The following is an 18,261-nucleotide window of genomic DNA, read 5'->3' as shown; positions in this document are numbered from 1 at the left end:
TCCCCTTTTCTCCCGCGCCGTCGGCGCACCCTCCCCCGTCGTACCCCCGGCATGCCCGGGCAGGTGGCGGGGGCCGTCGGCGCGGGCCCATGACTAAGGAGTCTGGTCAATGGAGCGTCCCTTCCCCACTGTTGCCGTGGTCGGCCTGGGCACCATGGGTGCCGGGGTGGCCGTGGCGGTGGCCCGTAGTGGCCGGCGGGTGATCGGCGTGGAGGCCGGTCCGTCGCAGGCGGCGCGGGCGCTGGCCCGGATCGAGGCGTCCACCGCCCGGGCGGTGGCGCGTGAGCGGCTGACTGCCGAGGAGCGCGCCGCGCTGCTCGCGCTGATCGAGGTCGGTGACGACCTGGCAGCGGCCGCGCAGGCGGATCTGGTGATCGAGGAGGTCCCGGAGGACCTTGAGCTGAAGCGTGGTCTGTTCGCCGAGCTGGACCGGATCTGCCCGCCGGAGACGGTGCTGGCGACCGGCACCACCGCGCTGAGCGTGACCCGGATCGCGGCGGCCACCGCCCGCCCGGAGCGGGTGCTGGGGGTGCACTTCTTCAACCCGGTGCACACCATGAAGCTGGTCGAGGTGGTCCGCACGGTGCTGACATCGCCCCAGGCGGCCGAACAGGTCGCCGAGTTGGCGCGCGACCTGGGCAAGGAGCCGGTCGCGGCGGGCGACCGGGCGGGCTTCATCGCCAACGGTCTGCTGTTCGCGTACCTGAACCAGGCGGCGGCGATGTTCGAGTCCCGGTACGCGACCCGGGAGGACATCGACGCGGCGATGCGGCTGGGCTGTGGCCTGCCGATGGGCCCGCTCGCGCTGCTGGACCTGATCGGTGTGGACACCGCCCGCACCGTGCTGGAGGCGATGTACGAGCAGTCCCGGGACCGGCTGCACGCCCCGGCGCCGATCCTCGGCCAGCTGGTCGCGGCGGGTCTGCTGGGCCGCAAGTCGGGCCGCGGTTTCTACACGTACGAGGCCCCGGGTTCGTCCCACGTGATCGCCGAGGAGGCCTCGGAGGCAGAGGCCCGTCCGGCCGGCCGCGAGGTGCGCAGTGTCGGCGTGTGCGGCAGCGGGACGATGGCGACCGGCATCGTGGAGGTGTTCGCGAAGGCGGGCTTCCCGGTGCTGCTGGCGGCCCGCAGCCAGGAGAAGGCGGAGCGGGCGAAGGCGCAGCTGGCGAAGTCGCTGGAGCGTTCGGTGGCCAAGGGCCGGCTGACCGAGCAGGCCCGGGACGCGGCGCTGGCGCTGGTCACCCCGGCCGGCGGCTACCAGGATCTGGCGGACGTCGATCTGGTGGTGGAGGCGGTGGCGGAGGACCTCGCGGTGAAGCGCGAGCTGTTCACCACCCTGGACAAGATCGTCAAGCCGGGCGCGGTGCTGGCCACCACCACCTCCTCGCTGCCGGTGATCTCCTGCGCGACGGCGACCGGCCGTCCGCAGGACGTGATCGGCATGCACTTCTTCAACCCGGCGCCGGCCATGAAGCTGGTCGAGGTGGTCTCCACGGTGCTGACGGCCGAGGACGTCACGGCGACGGTGCTGGAGCTGTGCGGGAAGGTGAAGAAGCACCCGGTGGAGTGCGGCGACCGGGCCGGTTTCATCGTGAACGCGCTGCTGTTCCCGTACCTGAACGACGCGGTGCGGATGCTGGAGGAGCACTACGCGACGGTGGACGACATCGACACCGCAATGAAGCTGGGCTGCGGCTACCCGATGGGCCCGTTCGAGCTGTTGGACGTGGTGGGCCTGGACGTGTCGCTGACCATCGAGAAGGTGCTGCACCAGGAGTTCCGGGAGCCGGGTCTGGCGGCCGCGCCACTGCTGGAGCACTTGGTGGCGGCGGGCTGCCTGGGCCGCAAGACCGGCCGCGGTTTCCGCGACCACGCGCGGCGATGACCGGCCGTCCGGCGTCCTCGCCGAGCCCGCGGCCGTCGCCCGCCGGGGGCGTCAACCCGGCTGTGCCGAGGCCCCCGTGGGGGTCCGGCGCGGTCTCCTCGCGGTGGCCGCGGCCCGCCGTGGTGCCGCCCTCGGTGCCGGTGCGCAGGGCCAGGCCGGCGGGGGCGGCACCGGGTGCGTGTAGCGTTCCGGACATGGATCGCCAGACCTCGCTTTCCCAGCAGCAGCAGCCGGCCGCCGGGCCGGACCAGTCGCGGTCGGGGGTGGAGTCCGGGCCGGGCAGTCGCCGGGCCGCCGCCCAGCGGCTGCAGATGCGCCAGGACCTCACGGCAGCGGCCATGCAGCTGTTCGCCACCCAGGGGTACGAGGAGACGACGGTCGATCAGATCGCGGCCGCCGCCGGCGTGGCGCGGCGCACCTTCTTCCGGTACTTCCGGTCGAAGGAGGAGGCGATCTTCCCGGACCACGACGACACCCTGGTGCGGGTGGCGGACCTGCTGGCCAGCGCGGAGCCGGAGGAGCACCCGCTGGACGTGGTGTGCCGGGGCATCAAGGAGGTGCTGCGGATGTACGCCTCCACCCCGGACATGTCGGTGGCCCGCTACCAGCTGATCCGGCAGGTTCCGGCGCTGCGCGAGCGGGAGATCGCGGTGGTCTCCCGGTACGAGCGGCTGTTCACCCGGTACCTGCTGGGCCGGTTCGACGCGGCCGAGCAGACCCCGCCGGGCTGGCAGCGCGGCGGGGACGACGACTCGATGCTGGCCGAGGTGTCGGCGGCGGCGGTGGTCGCGGCGCACAACCACGTGCTGCGGCGCTGGCTGCGGGCCGGCGGGTACGGCGACGTGGAGGCGCAGCTCGACCACTCCTTCGAGGTGATCCGGGGGACGTTCTGGCCGACCCCGCCGAGCGGTGCCCGCCGCCGCGGAACCACCTTGGCACCGGGTGCCAATGGTGACGGAGTGCTGCCGGAGGACCCGGCGGCCGTGAGCGCACTGAGTGCCAGCCCGAGCGGTGAGGTGCTGATCACAGTGGCCCGCACGGATGCCCCGCTGGAGACCGTGGTGGATTCGATCCGGGCCGCGCTGGCCGGGCGAAGTGCCCTGTAATCCAGGCAGTTTCCGCAGGTGACAGACAGAATCGAAGGCCCGTTCCCGGTTTCGGGAACGGGCCTTCGCGTGTTCCCGTCAACCCCCTGAGCCGAGTGTCCTGGCTCACGCCAGAAGTTGGCACCCTGTGTCTTTACGAGTGGCACAGGGTGCCACTACTTTGTTGCCACCGGTCGCGGCGCCGCGGCTCCCCACCTCGGCGCGCCGTCGTCCGGTGTCCCCGTCACCCTGGGGACATGTGCTCGCGACTCCACCCATCCGTCGCACCACCGCAGTACCCCAGACCTCAGACCCTCAGCGAAGCCGGTGTCCGCTCCCGGCTCCCCCAGACGCCCTGTGACCCTCGCACAGGTACGCCTTCGGAGGCAGCCATGCAGGAAATTCTCGACGCGATCCTCAGCGGCAACGCCACGTCCGCCGACTACGCGGGCCTCGCGCTGCCCGAGTCCTACCGGGCCGTGACGCTCCACAAGGACGAGGAGCAGATGTTCGCCGGCCTCGCCAGCCGCGACAAGGACCCGCGCAAGTCGCTCCACCTGGACGACGTCGCGCTGCCCGAGGTCGGCCCGGGCGAGGCCCTGGTCGCCGTGATGGCCAGCGCCGTCAACTACAACACCGTGTGGAGCTCGATCTTCGAGCCGGTCTCCACCTTCTCCTTCCTGGAGCGCTACGGCCGGCTCTCCCCGCTGACGAAGCGCCACGACCTGCCGTACCACGTGGTCGGCTCCGACCTGGCGGGCGTGGTGCTGCGCACCGGCGCCGGCGTCAACGCCTGGCAGCCCGGCGACGAGGTCGTCGCGCACTGCCTGTCCGTCGAGCTGGAGTCCGCCGACGGCCACAACGACACGATGATGGACCCGGAGCAGCGCATCTGGGGCTTCGAGACCAACTTCGGCGGCCTGGCCCACCTCGCGCTGGTGAAGACCAACCAGCTGCTGCCCAAGCCCAAGCACCTCACCTGGGAGGAGGCCGCCTCCCCGGGCCTGGTCAACTCCACCGCCTACCGCCAGCTGGTCTCGCGCAACGGTGCGGGCATGAAGCAGGGCGACAACGTGCTGATCTGGGGCGCCAGCGGCGGCCTCGGCTCGTACGCCACCCAGTACGCGCTGGCCGGCGGCGCCACCCCGATCTGCGTGGTCTCCAACGACGCCAAGGCCGACATCTGCCGGGCCATGGGCGCCGAGGCGATCATCGACCGGTCCGCCGAGGGCTACAAGTTCTGGAAGGACGAGAACAACCAGGACCCGCGCGAGTGGAAGCGCCTCGGCGCGAAGATCCGCGAGTTCACCGGCGGCGAGGACGTCGACATCGTCTTCGAGCACCCGGGCCGGGAGACCTTCGGCGCGTCCGTCTACGTCACCCGCAAGGGCGGCACCATCGTCACCTGTGCCTCCACCTCCGGCTACATGCACCAGTACGACAACCGCTACCTGTGGATGTCGCTGAAGCGCATCGTCGGCTCGCACTTCGCCAACTACCGCGAGGCGTTCGAGGCCAACCGCCTGATCGCCAAGGGCAAGATCCACCCGACCCTGTCCAAGGTGTACACGCTGGAGGAGACCGGCCAGGCCGCCCTCGACGTGCACCACAACAAGCACCAGGGCAAGGTCGGCGTGCTCTGCCTGGCCCCGCAGGAGGGCCTGGGCGTGCGCGACCACGAGTTCCGCGCCAAGCACCTCGACAAGATCAATCTCTTCCGGGACATCTGATGGCTGCTCAGGAACGCGACCGCCCCTGGCTGATGCGCACGTACGCCGGCCACTCCACCGCGAGCGACTCCAACGCGCTGTACCGGCGCAACCTCGCCAAGGGCCAGACCGGCCTGTCGGTGGCCTTCGACCTGCCGACCCAGACCGGCTACGACTCCGACCACGTCCTCGCCCGCGGCGAGGTCGGCCGGGTCGGCGTGCCGGTCGGGCACCTGGGCGACATGCGGACCCTGTTCGACGGGATCCCGCTGGAGCGCACCAACACCTCGATGACCATCAACGCCACCGCCATGTGGCTGCTGGCGCTGTACCAGGTGGTCGCCGAGGAGCAGGGCGCGGACATCGCGGGGCTCACCGGCACCACCCAGAACGACATCGTCAAGGAGTACCTGTCGCGCGGGACGCACGTCTTCCCGCCCGGCCCGTCGGTGCGGCTGATCACCGACATGATCGCCTACACGGTGGCGCACATCCCGAAGTGGAACCCGATCAACATCTGCAGCTACCACCTGCAGGAGGCCGGGGCCACCCCGGTCCAGGAGATCGCCTACTCGATGTGCACGGCGATCGCCGTCCTGGACGCCGTCCGCGACTCCGGGCAGGTCCCGGCCGAGCGGATGGGCGAGGTGGTCGCCCGGATCTCCTTCTTCGTCAACGCGGGCGTCCGCTTCGTCGAGGAGATGTGCAAGATGCGGGCCTTCACCCGGCTCTGGGAGAAGGTCACCCGCGAGCGCTACGGCATCGAGGACGCCAAGCAGCGGCGCTTCCGCTACGGCGTGCAGGTCAACTCGCTGGGCCTGACCGAGGCGCAGCCGGAGAACAACGTCCAGCGCATCGTGCTGGAGATGCTGGCCGTCACGCTGTCCAAGGACGCCCGCGCGCGTGCCGTCCAACTCCCGGCCTGGAACGAGGCGTTGGGCCTGCCGCGGCCGTGGGACCAGCAGTGGTCGCTGCGGATCCAGCAGGTGCTGGCGTACGAGTCGGACCTGCTGGAGTACGGCGACCTGTTCAACGGCTCGCACGTGGTCGAGGAGAAGACCGAGGAGCTGCTGGCCGGTGCCGAGGCGGAGATCGCCAAGGTGCTGGGGATGGGCGGGGTGATCCCGGCCGTCGAGTCCGGCTACCTGAAGTCCAACCTGGTGGCCTCGCACGCCGCCCGGCGGGCCCGGATCGAGGCCGGCGAGGACCGGATCGTCGGCGTCAACTGCTTCGACACCACCGAGGACAGCCCGCTCACCGCCGACCTGGACACCGCCATCATGGTGGTCGACCCGGCGTCCGAGCGGTCCGTGCTGGCCAACCTGGAGGCCTGGCGCGGCAGTCGGGACGAGGCCGCGGTGCAGACCGCGCTGGCCCGCCTCAAGGAGGTGGCCGTCACCGAGGAGAACCTGATGGACGCCACCCTGGCCTGCGCCCGGGCCGGCGCCACCACCGGCGAGTGGTCGTTCGCGCTGCGCGAGGTGTTCGGCGAGTACCGCGCCCCCACCGGGGTCGGCGGCGCGCCGGTCGCGGTCGCCGCCGAGCCGGGCGGCGAACTCGCCGCCGTCCGCGAGGCCGTGGCCGCCACCGCCGCCGAGCTCGGCACCGGCAAGCTCCGCCTGCTGGTCGGCAAGCCCGGCCTGGACGGGCACTCCAACGGCGCCGAGCAGATCGCCGTCCGGGCCCGCGACGCCGGTTTCGAGGTGGTCTACCAGGGCATCCGTCTGACGCCCGAGCAGATCGTCTCCGCCGCTGTCGCAGAGGACGTGCACTGCGTGGGCCTGTCCATCCTCTCCGGCGCGCACCCGGAGCTTGTGCCCGACGTCATACAGCGGTTGAACCGGGCCGGGGTGGAGGATGTGCCGGTGATCGTGGGTGGAATCATCCCCGCAGCGGATGCCGAGGCCCTCAAGGCCGCCGGAGTCGCTGCCGTGTTCACACCCAAGGACTTCGGCATCACCACCATCATCGGCCGGATCGTGGACGAGATCCGGCTGGCCAACAGGCTTCAGCCGTGGGCCGCGACCACCGCCGCGACCAGCTGACCCCGGAAGGAACACCTCTCAAAATGACTGTGAACCGCCTCCGTCCGCGCCGTTCCTGCCTGGCCGTACCGGGCAGCAACCCGCGCTTCCTGGAGAAGGCCCAGGGCCTGCCCGCCGACCAGGTCTTCCTGGACCTGGAGGACGCCTGCGCCCCGCTGGCCAAGGAAGGCGCCCGCCACACCATCGTGGACGCCCTGAACAACGGTGACTGGGGCGGCAAGACCCGGGTCGTCCGGGTCAACGACTGGACCACGCACTGGACCTACCGCGACGTCATCACCGTCGTCGAGGGCGCCGGCCAGAACCTGGACTGCATCATGCTGCCCAAGGTGCAGGACGCCCAGCAGGTGATCGCGCTGGACCTGCTTCTCACCCAGATCGAGAAGACCGTCGGCCTGGAGGTCGGCAAGATCGGCATCGAGGCGCAGATCGAGAACGCCAAGGGCCTGATCAACGTCGACGCGATCGCCGCCGCCTCGCCGCGCCTGGAGACCATCATCTTCGGCCCGGCCGACTTCATGGCCTCCATCAACATGAAGTCCCTGGTGGTCGGCGAGCAGCCGCCCGGCTACGGTGCCGACGCCTACCACTACATCCTGATGCGCATCCTGATGGCCGCCCGCGCCAACGACCTGCAGGCCATCGACGGCCCCTACCTGCAGATCCGCAACCAGGAGGGCTACCGCGAGGTCGCCCGCCGCTCCGCCGCCCTCGGCTTCGACGGCAAGTGGGTGCTGCACCCGGACCAGGTCGCCGCCGCGAACGAGATCTACTCGCCCGGCCAGGACGACTACGACCACGCCGAGCTGATCCTCGACGCCTACGACTGGTGCACCTCCGAGGCGGGCGGCGCCAAGGGCTCGGCGATGCTCGGCGACGAGATGATCGACGAGGCCAGCCGCAAGATGGCCCTGGTCATCGCCGGCAAGGGCCGCGCCGCGGGCATGCAGCGCACCAGCAAGTTCGAGATCCCGGAGGCGTGACGATGCAGTTCGGACGCACCTACGAGGAGTTCGAGGTCGGCGCGGTCTACAAGCACTGGCCCGGGAAGACCGTCACCGAGTACGACGACCATCTCTTCTGCCTGCTGACCATGAACCACCACCCGCTGCACATGGACGCCAACTACGCGACCACCACCGTGCAGGGCAAGAACGTGGTGGTCGGCAACTACATCTACTCGCTGCTGCTGGGCATGTCCGTCCCGGACGTCTCCGGCAAGGCGATCGCCAACCTGGAGATCGAGTCGCTGCGCCACATCGCGCCGACCTTCCACGGCGACACCGTCTACGGCGAGACCACCGTTCTCGACAAGAACCTCACCTCGAAGCCGGACCGCGGCATCGTCTACGTCGAGACCAAGGGCTACAAGCAGGACGGCACGGTCGTCTGCATCTTCCGCCGCAAGGTGATGGTGCCGACCGAGACGTACATCAAGGAGCGCGGCGGCGAGCAGCCCGGTCGCCCCGAGCCGCTGGCCTGACGCCCCTTCCAGACCCCGGACGGGCGGGCCGCCGTCATCGGCCCAGCCCCTACCCGGTTCCCGGGGGCTCCGCGACAGCCACGCGCCGCGGAGCCCCCCAACCCCCAACCCTCTTGAGCAGTCACGGAGCCGCACGATGGGACGCCTCGCACAGACCGACGGCCTCACCGAGATCCAGCGGGACATCCTCGCCACCGTGCGGGAGTTCGTCGACAAGGAGATCATTCCGGTCGCGACCGAGCTGGAGCACAAGGACGAGTACCCGACCGCCATCGTCGAGGGCATGAAGCAGCTCGGCCTGTTCGGGCTGACCATCCCCGAGGAGTTCGGCGGCCTCGGCGAGTCGCTGCTCACCTACGCCCTGGTGGTGGAGGAGATCGCCCGCGGCTGGATGTCGGTCTCCGGCATCGTCAACACCCACTTCATCGTGGCGCACATGATCAACGCGCACGGCACCCAGGAACAGAAGGACTACTTCCTGCCGAAGATGGCCGCCGGCGAGCTGCGCGGCGCCTTCTCGATGTCCGAGCCGGGCCTCGGCTCCGACGTCTCGGCGATCTCCACCAAGGGCGTCAAGGACGGGGACTTCTACGTCCTGAACGGCCAGAAGATGTGGCTGACCAACGGCGGCACGTCCAGCGTCGTCGCCGTGCTGTGCAAGACCGACGAGGGCGGCAACACGCCCTACAAGAACATGACCACCTTCCTGATCGAGAAGACCCCGGGCTTCGGGCCGAACGAGACCGTCCCCGGCCTCACCGTGCCCGGCAAGATCGAGAAGATGGGCTACAAGGGCGTCGACACCACCGAGCTGGTGCTCCAGGACGTCCGCATCCCGGCGGACCGGATCCTCGGCGGCGTCCCCGGCAAGGGCTTCTACCAGATGATGGACGGCGTCGAGGTCGGCCGGGTCAACGTGGCCGCCCGCGGCTGCGGCGTGGCCCGCCGGGCGTTCGAGCTGGGCATCGCGTACGCCCAGCAGCGCACCACCTTCGGCAAGAAGATCGCCGAGCACCAGGCGATCCAGTTCAAGCTCGCCGAGATGGCCACCAAGGTCGAGGCCGCGCACCAGATGATGGTGATGGCCGCCCGTAAGAAGGACAGCGGGCAGCGCAACGACCTCGAGGCCGGCATGGCGAAGTACCTGGCCTCCGAGTACTGCAAGGAGGTCGTCGAGGACTCGTTCCGGATCCACGGCGGCTACGGCTTCTCCAAGGAGTACGAGATCGAGCGGCTGTACCGGGAGGCCCCGATGCTGCTGATCGGTGAAGGTACGGCGGAGATCCAGAAGATGATCGTGGGACGCCGTCTGCTCGAGGAGTACCGGCTCGCCGACTGAGACCGTCCTGATACCGGGCCGGAAAGGCGGGCGTGCGGGCCCGCCGCCGGCCCGTCCGTGCCCGCCCCCGGCCTGGTCAGCCGGACCAGGCGGGCACGGCACTTGATGCGGTCGCCCGGCGCGTTTCCCCAGGTACGCGCCGGGCGGCCGCTTCCCCGCACTGCCTGTGACCGGCGTGTCACTGAGACGTGAATCACCCGTGACCCGGGACCTCTTGGGGAACCGGACCCGGTCCGGTTACGGTCGTACACATAGCAGGTGCACGACTCGGCAGGCAGGCGTAGTTCGACTAGCAGGCGGCTTGCCCAGATACCGGCAGGTCCCGATAGCATCCACCGGGACAGCAGCCGTCCCACACAACTCGATCCCCGCGGTGGCCCTCGTCCAGGGGCCATTCAGTGTTCCCGCGCGGGGCCCGCGACAAAAGGTCCTCGATGCCCATCAGCCCGTCCCCTCACACCTCCGCCCAGGGTTTCGCCCCCGAGGGTCGGCGTCCCCGCGTGACCATTGCGCGCGGTGCCACCCCCTGGTTCGTTCCCACGCTGGCCACCGCCGCCGTGACGACCGCCCTCACCCGGCGCTCCGGCAAGTGGGCCCTGGCGGCCGTGCCGGCCTGCGCGCTCAGCGCAGGCATGCTGTGGTTCTTCCGCGACCCCGAGCGTGAGATCGGCGCCGGCAGAGTGATCTCCCCGGCCGACGGTGTGGTCCAGTCCATCGACGAGTGGCCGGACGGCCGCACCCGCGTCGCGATCTTCATGAGCCCGCTCAACGTCCACGTCAACCGCGCGCCGCTGGCCGGCAGCGTGACGTCCGTCGAGCACATCGCCGGTGGATTCGTCCCGGCGTTCAACAAGGACAGCGACCGCAACGAGCGCGTCGTGTGGCACTTCGACACCGAGCTCGGCGACATCGAGATGGTGCAGATCGCGGGCGCCGTCGCCCGCCGCATCGTCCCGTACATGGACGCCGGCACCAAGGTCGAGCAGGGCGAGCGGGTCGGCCTGATCCGCTTCGGCTCCCGCGTCGACACCTACCTGCCGGCGGGCGTCGAGGTTGGCGTCACGGTCGGCCAGAAGACCACCGCCGGGGTGACTCGCCTTGACCGTGACTGATCCGGAAACCCTAGTGGGCCTCGGTGACGAGGAATCCACCGAACTGCGCCGCCGCCGCTGGGCGCGGGACCGCGAACTCCGCGCGCCCCGCTCCCCCCAGCACCTGTCCACCGCCGACTTCCTGACGCTGGGAAACGCCGTCTGCGGCTTCCTGGCCATCTACTCGACCACCACCGGCATCCTGATGCCGCACCTCACCGGTGAGTCGAACGCGCCCGTCAAGCACAGTGCGGCCACCGTCGTCACGCTGCTGCTGGTCGGCGCCATGTGCGACCTCTTCGACGGCCTGGTGGCGCGCAAGCTGCGCTCCTCCGCGCTCGGCGCCGAGCTCGACAACCTCGCCGACCTGATCAGCTTCGGCATCGCGCCGGCGTACTTCGTCGCGGTCTGGGGACTGGTCTCCACCGGCTCCAACCAGCAACTGTCCGCGTTCATCGCGCTGACCGTGCTGCTGGCGGTGGTGCTGCGGCTTGCCAGGTTCTCCGCCGTGAAGATGCGGCCGGGGATCTTCCAGGGCATGCCCTGCCCGATGGGCGCCATGACCGTCATCGCGATCGTGCTGCTCGACCCGCCGTTCGTCCCCGGCCTGCTGCTGATCTTCGGCGTGGCCTACCTGATGGTCAGCCGGATCGAGTACCCCAAGCCGCAGGGCCTGCTGGCCACCGCGACGGTGGCCTGGATCGTGGTCTCCATCGGCTGCCTGGCGGCCTGGGCCGCGGGCCTGCCCGGCGGCGACACCCTGATGCACATCGGCGCGCTCGCCCAGATCGCGCTGGCCGCGATGGCGCCGCTGCTGGTCATCCGCCGCAAGGTCGGCGAGAAGGTCGGCGTGGTCCGCGCCCGCCGCGCGGAGAACCGCGGCTGACACGCACAGCGGAAAGCCCCCCGTTCGAATCGAGCGGGGGGCTTTCGCGTTGCCTGGAACCTACGCCCCGCCGGTGTGGACCGAGAAGGCGCTGCGGCGGGCGGCGCGGGCGACTGCCGGGTCGGGGTGGACGGAGGCGACGGCCGTCAGGACGCTCGCGGCGCGCGGGTGGCCGGACTGGCGGGCGCGGTTGAACAGGCGGACGGGTTCGCCCGCCGAGGCGCCCTCGACGTGGCCGACCAGCAGGTCGGTCTCGCCGTGGTCGAGCACGGCGGCCGCCGTGTCCACCCACAGCCAGGCGGCGTCCTCCGCGCCCAGCACGTCGGCCGGGGAGGCGCCCCCCTCGTCCAGCTGTTCGGCCAGCCAGAGCAGCGCGTAGGGCCGCAGGACGGCCTCCTCGACGGCGCCCCGGACGCCCTGCTCGGCGGTGGAGCCGGCCACCACCCGCAGTGCCTCGAAGGCCAGGCCGCGGACCAGCGCGTCCTCGCCGCGGGCGGCTTCGAGCAGTTCGGCGACGGCCCGGTCGGCGGGGCGGGCGGCGACCCAGGCCCGGAACTCGGCGCGGGCCGGTCCTGGGCTGTAGTCGGCGCAGGCGCTGAGCAGTTCGAGGGCGCTCTGTTCGATGTGCCCGGCGGCGGTCTGCGCGACGGTGCAGATCTCCTCCAGCTTGGCGCGCACCGCCCAGTGGCCGAGCGGGGAGAGCTCGGCGGCCTCGTCCTGCCGGCCGAGCGCGCCGACGGCGGCCAGGCCGTCGAGCATCCAGTCCAGCACGGCGGCCACGTCGGCCGACGAGTGCGGGGTGTCGATCTGCGGCTCCCGGCAGGTGCCGCGGACCGCGGAGACCGCGGAGGCGGCGTGCGGGACCGGGGAGAGCGGGAAGGTGCCGCTGCTCGGGCCGAGGCGGCGCTCGTCGAGGCCGCGGCGGAGCAGTTCGAGCAGTTCGCTGTCGGCGACCGGCCCGTCCACCAGGTGCAGGAAGGACAGCAGCTGCGGGGCCTGGTCGACGGCCTGGCCGGCCAGCTGGGCGAACACTCCGCGCAGCGCGGCGGGCGGCACCGGGGCGAGCAGCGTCCAGGCGTCGAACAGCGCGGACCAGCCGCGGACCACCGCCTCGTCGTCGCGTTCCCAGGCGTGCAGCCGCCAGCCAGGTCCGGCGCCGCCGTCGCGGAGCTCGACCAGGCCGACCAGCAGCGCCTGACCCCAGGCGTTGGCGGCGGCGCCGACCGTCATGGCGAGGGCGCGGCCGGCGGCGCGGGCGTCCTCGGGGAGGAGTTCGCCGCGCTTGTCGACCTCGGTGAGCTCGCCGGCCCAGCGGGCGACGCGGACCGCGTCGGCGAGCATCCGGCGGGCCAGCGGGGCGAGTTCGGCGGGTGCGGGAAAGCCGTCCGGGACGGGCACTCGGCCTCGTCCGGGCTTGGCGGGTACCCGGCGGCGGTTGGCTGCGGGTACGGTGCCCTCCGCACGCCCGACGGCCGTACCGGGCAGACGGGTCACCGTCGCACCGGTGCGGTGGGGCGGGTGCGGGGCATCACGGTCGCGCGGGTTCCGAGACGTCACGCCGTGCAGTCTTCCCCTTGCACGGGCCTTCTGTCACATCGGCTGCCGGGCTGTCTCGGAGTATTGTCCGAACCCTTCGAACGACGGACGGACAAGCCGGGCCAAAGCGGGACGAACAACTCCGCTTTCCGGCATGGACATGGCGTGAAGCGTGATCACTCCGAGATGAGGACGCGGCGGGCCCGCTTCCGGTTCCCGCCCGGCCCTCACAGCAGCGGGGTGAGGAACCGGCGCAGCGCCTCGGTGTACCCGGCCGGGTCGGCGTTCCAGAGCGCCGCGTGCTGCGCGTGCGGCACCGGGTGCAGGCTCACCAGGTCGTCCCGATCGGACGCGAACCGCCGGGCCGCCGCCCACGGTGTGAGCGGGTCGTCCGGGCTCTGCAGCAGCAGTGCGGGCGAGGCGAGGTCGGCGCCGGACGAGATCCGGGCGAACCCGGCCAGGTCCACGCCGGTGCGGCCCTGCGCGGCGAGGGTGCCGAGCTCGGCGAGCATCGGGGACGCCCCGAACCACCCCGCCGCCCGGCGCACCGACTCCTCCCAGTCCAGCACCGGGGAGTCCAGCACCAGCCCGCCGATCTGCCCCCGGTGGGCGGAGTGCGCGGCGGTGTGCAGCGCGATGGTCGCGCCGATCGACCAGCCGCACAGCACCACCTTGCCCGCGCCGAGGTCGAGCGCGGTGCGGATCGCCGCGTCGATGTCCTGCCACTCGGTCTCGCCGAAGTGCGCCAGCCCGTCCGGCGACGCGGGGGCGCCGGCGTCGCCCCGGTAGGTGACCGTCAGCGTGGGCATCCGCAGCGAGTGCATCAGCCGCAGCACGGGCAGCGCCTGCGAACGGTCGGCGGCCGCGCCGTGGATCAGCACCGCCCAGGTGCCGCGGATCCCGGGGGTGCGCCAGGCCGGGAACGCCCCCAGCTCGCCGACCACGGCGGTCTCCGCGAAGTCCAGGCCGAGCGCGGAGCGCGGGTCGCCGGTCAGCACCCGGGCGGTGATCCGGACCTCGGTGCCGACGGCGAGCGTCCCGTACTCGGCGCGTTCCAGCCGCCGGGTGACCCGCCCGCCGCCCGAGCCGAGCACCTCGCCGACCACGGCGTGGCCGCCCTCGTCCCACTCCAGCGCGTAGTGCCCGCGCCGGACGGTGTCCGGGGTCGCGGTCAGCGTCACCCGGCCCGGCCCGAGCTCCAGCACTTCGACCCGCGGCGGCGCGGCCGTACCCGGCTGCACCACCTGGTCCGACACCTTCCGGCCGAGCAGCAGGAACGCCGCCGCTCCGGTCCCTGCGGCGGCGGCTGCGACAACGGCGGCGGTTCCCCAACGCATGGCGGTCTCCCGGAGGCTGGCGGGTCCTTTGCCTCCAGTGCACCCGCCCACCGGCCGTCCGGCGAGCCGGGGCCCCGCTGGGGGTGACGCACGGTCCCTGCCGGGAGCGTCTCAGCCGTACGGGTTGATCGCCCGGAAACGGACGGTCTCGGTGCGGCGGTCGAACCACAGCTTCGTGGTGTGGCCGCTGCCGGCGTCCGTCACTCCAACGCGATCCCCCCGTGACCGCCCTGGCCGGCACGGGTCTCACCGGCGGCACCGGCCGGGGTGGTGGCCCCGGCCGGTGCGGGGGTGTCAGGCCTTGCCCTGGCCGGCCCCGGGGCGCTGCTTGTTGGCGTCGACGACCGCGCGGGTGACGATGCTGGTGCGCTCCACGACGGTGCCGGGCTTGACGCCGTTGACCTCCCGGATCTGCACGCCGCGGCTGCCGAGGTACTGGTGGCTCTCCCGGTCGAAGATCCACTCCGACCGCTCGCCGGTCCGCGGGTCCAGCCGCGCCAGCGCGATCCCGTCCCGGTCGGAGGCGTCCTGCGCGTGCTCGACCACCACGACGCCCGGGATCTTGCCGGCCGCCTCGTAGAGCGCACCGGCGAGGGCGGACGGCACGAGCTGCTCGCGGATGATGGAGCCGATTTCGTTGAACGCCTCCTGGTCACGGTCGTGGTTGCCGCTCGCCGTCGAGTAGGCGAACTTCAGCAGCGCGTCGGGGTCGGCGGGCTGGGCCGCGAGCCACTTGTAGGTCAGGTCCTTGCGGGGCTCGTCGCTGCCCAGCTCGATGCCGCCCTTGGCCTGGTAGCCCGGCTCGTCCAGCCACCCCTTGGTGCCGTCGAGGGACTTCCACGCCTCGCGGTCGTGCAGCGGCTGGACCCAGGTGGCGGACTCCCCGGTGTCCCCGTTGAAGCTGGAGGCCAGGAAGGAGACCCGGCTCTTGATGTAGATGTACTGGCCCGCTCCGGGCTGGGGCGTGGGGTTCGCCGTCGCGGCGGCGGCGAGCTCGCGCACCGTCGAGGTGACCTTGACCGCGCTCCCCTCGTCGATCTGCACGACGGGCGCCTTGACCAGCTGCGGAGCCGCCACCGTCGTGGTGTCGGGCGAGCCGGCCATCGAGACGACCACGGCGAGGGCAGCGGCCGCGGCGACCGGCACCGCGATCAGTGCGGTGCGGCGCAGCGGGCGCCGGGCCGGGGCGGGCGCGGGGGTGGGGTCGGACTGGTGGATCTCGCTCATCAGGTGCTCCTCGAGCAGGTGCTGGCGGTCGGCCGCCAGGCGGGGGTCGGCCGGTGCGGGCAGGAGGCGGGCCAGTTCCGCGTGGTCGAGCGGTTCGTTGCGCCGCCGCAGGTTGCGGATCATCGGTGCGTCTCCTTGTGCGGCCGGGCCGCGGTGTCGCGGCTGCCCTGTACTTGTCCGGGGATCGGGAGGGGTTCCGGGTTTTTCCTCGCGGCGTTCTTCTTCGCGGCGCGCAGTTCCTCGTCCGCGAGTTTGCGCAGTCGGGTGCGGGCGCGGGACAGGCGCGAGCGCACGGTGCCGACGGGCACGCCGAGGGTGGTCGCCGCTTCGGCGTAGCCGAGCCCGGACCAGACGCACAGCGCGAAGACCTCGCGTTCCGAGCGCCGCAGCCGTGCCAGGGCCTTGCGGGCGGCGGCGAGTTCCTCGGAGTCGGCCATCCGGCCGACGAGTTCGTCCGCGAAGTCGGGGACCACGTCGGCGGCCGGTACCCGGGACATGGCCGCGCTGTGGCGGCGGGCGGCGCGCGTCGTGTTGCGCAGCACGTTCACCGCGATGCCCATCAGCCAGGGGCGCGGGCTGTCGCCCTCGTCGCGGAGCTTCCCGCGCAGGCGCCAGGCCTCGAGGAAGGTCAGCGAGACCACGTCCTCGGCCAGGGCCCAGTTCCCGGTCACGCGCACGGCGTGGCGGTACACCAGCGAGGAGTGGTCCCGGAACAGGTCACGGAACGCTTCGGGATTCCCGGCGCGCAGCCGGGAGTGTGGATGGTTCACGTCATGCCTTGTCCGGGCAGGCGCACCGGTTCCCGTGACGCAGGTCACTGGCCGGGGCCGGTGAGGCTCGGCCCGGGCGCGGTCAGCGCTTCCGGCAGGCCGAGGCCTGGAACTCCGCGACGGGGACGGTGAGCGTGGTGCCGCTGCCGTCGGAGGCGGTGCCGTCGTAGCGGACGGTTCCCGGGGTGAGCTGCTTCAGGTCCTCGGGGGTGAAGGAAGTGGCGGTCGACGACCGGGAGTTGTCCTTGGTCCAGCCGCGGAGGTGGTAGGTGGTGCCGGCGTCGAGCGTGGTGGCGGACTTGCCCGTATCCCAGCCGTCGGCGGGGGCGTCCAGGGTCCAGGTGGTCAGCCCGGGCTCGAGGGCGGTGCGGGCGGTCCAGGTGCCGATCGTCTCCTGGTGGCTGCCCTCGCTGGTGGAGAGCGTCGCTCCGTCGATCCGGTGGCCGCAGACCAGCATGACGCCGAGCGGCCGGCCGTCCTCGTTCACGGAGATCCCGGCGACGGCATCGCTCGCAACCGTGCACCCCGAGAGCGCCACCAGGGCGGCCAGGACCGCGGCCACCGGCACGGTGCGCCGGACCAGTTGTCGCACGATTCCTCCCCCGCCCCGCCCGTCCGGGCGTCGAATGTGGCTGCATCCTAGGGCCCGTCGGATGCGCGCTGACCTCGGCCCCAGCAGTGGGCGGGGTGTGACCAACTCGTCCGGCGCCTCGGTTGACTGGCCCGAAGCGGGCGTGGTGGGATCTTCGGGCCAAACGGAGGCAAGCAGAGGAAGCCGGTTCGAGTCCGGCGCGGTCCCGCCACTGTGACCGTTCACCCCGCGCGGGGGTGACCGGAAGTCAGGAGACTCTGGCCTTCGTTCCGTCGATCCAGGGCGCGGACCCTGAGTGAGGACACAACGCCATGCGGGCTGCCCCGTACCTGGTGGGCGCGGTCGCGGGGTATCTCGCGGACGCCCGGCTCGGAGACCCCCGGCGCGGACACCCCGTCGCCCTGTTCGGCACTGCCGCGGCCCGGCTGGAGCGCCGGCTGTGGCGCGACCACCGCGGGGCGGGCGCCCTGCACACCGCACTCGCCGTCGGCGCCGTCGGGGGCGGGGCGGCGCTCGTCGCGCGGGCCGTCCGTCGCTCGCCGCTCGCCGCGGCGGCGCTGACCGCGGGTGCGACGTTCACTGTCCTGGGCGGGACGTCGCTCACCCGGGAGGCCCGGGCCATCGGACGGTCGCTGGCCGCCGAGGATCTGACGGCGGCTCGGGAGCGGTTGCCGCACCTGTGCGGGCGTGACCCGTCGGGGCTGGACGAGCAGCAGGTGGCCCGGGCGGTGGTCGAGTCCGTCGCGGAGAACACCGCCGACGCGGTCGTCAACGCGCTGGTGTGGGGCGGTCTGGCGGGCGTTCCGGGGCTGCTGGCGTTCCGGGCCGTGAACACGCTGGACGCGATGGTCGGTCACAAGTCGGCGCGCTACCGCCGCTTCGGCTGGGCCTCGGCCCGTCTCGACGACCTCGCGGGCTGGCCGGGCGCCCGGCTCACCGCGCTGCTGACCGTCGCAGCGTCCGACTCCCCCGCCCGGACCTGGCGGGTCTGGCGCCGGGACGGCTCCGCGCACCCGAGCCCGAACGCGGGCCAGGCGGAAGCCGCGTTCGCCGGTGCCCTCGGCGTGCGGTTGGGCGGGACGCTGCGCTACGGCGAGCGGGTCGAGCACCGGCCGGTGCTGGGCGCGGGCCTGCCGCCGGTCGGCCCGGCCGACATCGACCGTGCCTGTAGTCTCTCCCGCCGCGTCGGCGTGCTCGCGCTTGGCGTGACGCTCGCCGCGCGGGCGGCTCTGGCCGGACGGCGGCGCGGGTGAACCCGGCCGCGCTGCCCGCGCGG

At 72.2% G+C, this 18,261-nt stretch carries 15 protein-coding genes and 1 riboswitch; of the genes, 10 read left to right on the top strand and 5 right to left on the bottom strand.

The genetic code is table 11. The annotated features are described in order from the left end of the window. The first annotated feature begins 109 nt into the window (after nt 1-109). The 9 genes from ACGFWJ_RS21765 to ACGFWJ_RS21725 all read left to right on the top strand — a co-directional run bounded on the left by ACGFWJ_RS21765 (nt 110) and on the right by ACGFWJ_RS21725 (nt 11,523). The gene (locus tag ACGFWJ_RS21765) at nt 110-1,885 is read left to right on the top strand and encodes a 3-hydroxyacyl-CoA dehydrogenase family protein (protein WP_392951978.1); all 1,776 of its coding nucleotides are present in this window, start codon (nt 110-112) and stop codon (nt 1,883-1,885) included. 194 nt (nt 1,886-2,079) lie between these two features. Next, a complete protein-coding gene (locus ACGFWJ_RS21760) occupies nt 2,080-2,991 on the top strand; it encodes a TetR family transcriptional regulator (RefSeq protein WP_392951975.1) in 912 nt (303 codons plus the stop codon). A 371-nt stretch (nt 2,992-3,362) separates the two neighbouring features. Beyond that, nucleotides 3,363-4,700, top strand: coding sequence for a crotonyl-CoA carboxylase/reductase (gene ccrA, locus ACGFWJ_RS21755; RefSeq protein ID WP_387862927.1), 1,338 nt, complete (start codon nt 3,363-3,365; stop codon nt 4,698-4,700). After that, nucleotides 4,700-6,724: a protein meaA gene (locus ACGFWJ_RS21750; RefSeq protein ID WP_392951972.1), complete on the top strand. Its 2,025-nt coding sequence runs from the start codon at nt 4,700-4,702 to the stop codon at nt 6,722-6,724. The genes ccrA and ACGFWJ_RS21750 overlap by 1 nt, the downstream gene beginning before the upstream one ends. 23 nt (nt 6,725-6,747) lie before the next feature. Then, nucleotides 6,748-7,707 carry an HpcH/HpaI aldolase/citrate lyase family protein gene (locus ACGFWJ_RS21745; protein WP_387646182.1) on the top strand — a complete coding sequence of 320 codons (960 nt, stop codon included), beginning with the start codon at nt 6,748-6,750 and terminating at the stop codon, nt 7,705-7,707. Nucleotides 7,708-7,709: 2 nt separating this feature from the next. Then, nucleotides 7,710-8,207, top strand: a complete 498-nt coding sequence (locus ACGFWJ_RS21740) for a MaoC family dehydratase (protein ID WP_392952022.1) — start codon at nt 7,710-7,712, stop codon at nt 8,205-8,207. Between the two features lie 136 nt (nt 8,208-8,343). Further along, entirely contained in the window at nt 8,344-9,546 is a 1,203-nt protein-coding gene (locus tag ACGFWJ_RS21735) for an acyl-CoA dehydrogenase family protein (protein ID WP_380486031.1), read from the top strand. 434 nt (nt 9,547-9,980) lie between these two features. Further along, entirely contained in the window at nt 9,981-10,658 is a 678-nt protein-coding gene (locus tag ACGFWJ_RS21730; protein ID WP_387646187.1) for a phosphatidylserine decarboxylase, read from the top strand. Further along, nucleotides 10,645-11,523, top strand: coding sequence for a CDP-alcohol phosphatidyltransferase family protein (locus tag ACGFWJ_RS21725; protein ID WP_387646189.1), 879 nt, complete (start codon nt 10,645-10,647; stop codon nt 11,521-11,523). Before ACGFWJ_RS21730 ends, ACGFWJ_RS21725 begins: the two co-directional genes overlap by 14 nt. Nucleotides 11,524-11,583: 60 nt before the next feature. On the opposite strand, the gene ACGFWJ_RS21720 is transcribed toward ACGFWJ_RS21725, so the two are convergent. From ACGFWJ_RS21720 to ACGFWJ_RS21700, 5 genes are all read right to left on the bottom strand, one after another. Continuing rightward, complete coding sequence (locus ACGFWJ_RS21720) at nt 11,584-13,080, bottom strand: hypothetical protein (RefSeq protein ID WP_392951968.1); 1,497 nt, start codon at nt 13,078-13,080, stop codon at nt 11,584-11,586. Between the two features lie 206 nt (nt 13,081-13,286). Beyond that, nucleotides 13,287-14,396, bottom strand: a complete 1,110-nt coding sequence (locus ACGFWJ_RS21715) for an alpha/beta hydrolase (RefSeq protein WP_392951966.1) — start codon at nt 14,394-14,396, stop codon at nt 13,287-13,289. A 294-nt stretch (nt 14,397-14,690) separates the two neighbouring features. After that, complete coding sequence (locus ACGFWJ_RS21710) at nt 14,691-15,746, bottom strand: CU044_5270 family protein (RefSeq protein ID WP_392951964.1); 1,056 nt, start codon at nt 15,744-15,746, stop codon at nt 14,691-14,693. After that, on the bottom strand, nt 15,743-16,393 hold the full coding sequence (locus ACGFWJ_RS21705; protein ID WP_392951963.1) for an RNA polymerase sigma factor: 651 nt from the start codon (nt 16,391-16,393) through the stop codon (nt 15,743-15,745). The genes ACGFWJ_RS21710 and ACGFWJ_RS21705 overlap by 4 nt, the downstream gene beginning before the upstream one ends. 82 nt (nt 16,394-16,475) lie before the next feature. Next, nucleotides 16,476-16,985, bottom strand: a complete 510-nt coding sequence (locus ACGFWJ_RS21700) for a hypothetical protein (protein WP_392951961.1) — start codon at nt 16,983-16,985, stop codon at nt 16,476-16,478. A gap of 175 nt (nt 16,986-17,160) precedes the next feature. Continuing rightward, a riboswitch (cobalamin riboswitch) is annotated at nt 17,161-17,243 on the top strand. Between the two features lie 53 nt (nt 17,244-17,296). Between ACGFWJ_RS21700 and ACGFWJ_RS21695 the strand changes: the two genes are divergently transcribed. Further along, nucleotides 17,297-18,238, top strand: coding sequence for a cobalamin biosynthesis protein (locus ACGFWJ_RS21695; RefSeq protein ID WP_392951958.1), 942 nt, complete (start codon nt 17,297-17,299; stop codon nt 18,236-18,238). Nucleotides 18,239-18,261: the final 23 nt, after the last annotated feature.

The sequence above is a fragment of the Kitasatospora sp. NPDC048407 genome, assembly GCF_043200475.1.
In the GTDB taxonomy this organism is placed as follows: Bacteria; Actinomycetota; Actinomycetes; order Streptomycetales; family Streptomycetaceae; genus Kitasatospora.
The sequence above is the reverse complement of the archived record's forward strand: the minus strand, read 5'-3'. Positions and strand labels throughout refer to the sequence as shown.

What these genes read in the sequence shown, in the direction of transcription:
- ACGFWJ_RS21695 (WP_392951958.1), top strand. Translation starts at nt 17,297, where the DNA reads ATGCGGGCTGCCCCGTACCTGGTGGGCGCGGTCGCGGGGTATCTCGCG.
- ACGFWJ_RS21715 (WP_392951966.1), bottom strand. Translation starts at nt 14,396, where the DNA reads ATGCGTTGGGGAACCGCCGCCGTTGTCGCAGCCGCCGCCGCAGGGACC.
- ACGFWJ_RS21745 (WP_387646182.1), top strand. Translation starts at nt 6,748, where the DNA reads ATGACTGTGAACCGCCTCCGTCCGCGCCGTTCCTGCCTGGCCGTACCG.
- ACGFWJ_RS21740 (WP_392952022.1), top strand. Translation starts at nt 7,710, where the DNA reads ATGCAGTTCGGACGCACCTACGAGGAGTTCGAGGTCGGCGCGGTCTAC.
- ACGFWJ_RS21750 (WP_392951972.1), top strand. Translation starts at nt 4,700, where the DNA reads ATGGCTGCTCAGGAACGCGACCGCCCCTGGCTGATGCGCACGTACGCC.
- ACGFWJ_RS21735 (WP_380486031.1), top strand. Translation starts at nt 8,344, where the DNA reads ATGGGACGCCTCGCACAGACCGACGGCCTCACCGAGATCCAGCGGGAC.
- ccrA (WP_387862927.1), top strand. Translation starts at nt 3,363, where the DNA reads ATGCAGGAAATTCTCGACGCGATCCTCAGCGGCAACGCCACGTCCGCC.
- ACGFWJ_RS21710 (WP_392951964.1), bottom strand. Translation starts at nt 15,746, where the DNA reads ATGATCCGCAACCTGCGGCGGCGCAACGAACCGCTCGACCACGCGGAA.
- ACGFWJ_RS21730 (WP_387646187.1), top strand. Translation starts at nt 9,981, where the DNA reads ATGCCCATCAGCCCGTCCCCTCACACCTCCGCCCAGGGTTTCGCCCCC.
- ACGFWJ_RS21765 (WP_392951978.1), top strand. Translation starts at nt 110, where the DNA reads ATGGAGCGTCCCTTCCCCACTGTTGCCGTGGTCGGCCTGGGCACCATG.
- ACGFWJ_RS21760 (WP_392951975.1), top strand. Translation starts at nt 2,080, where the DNA reads ATGGATCGCCAGACCTCGCTTTCCCAGCAGCAGCAGCCGGCCGCCGGG.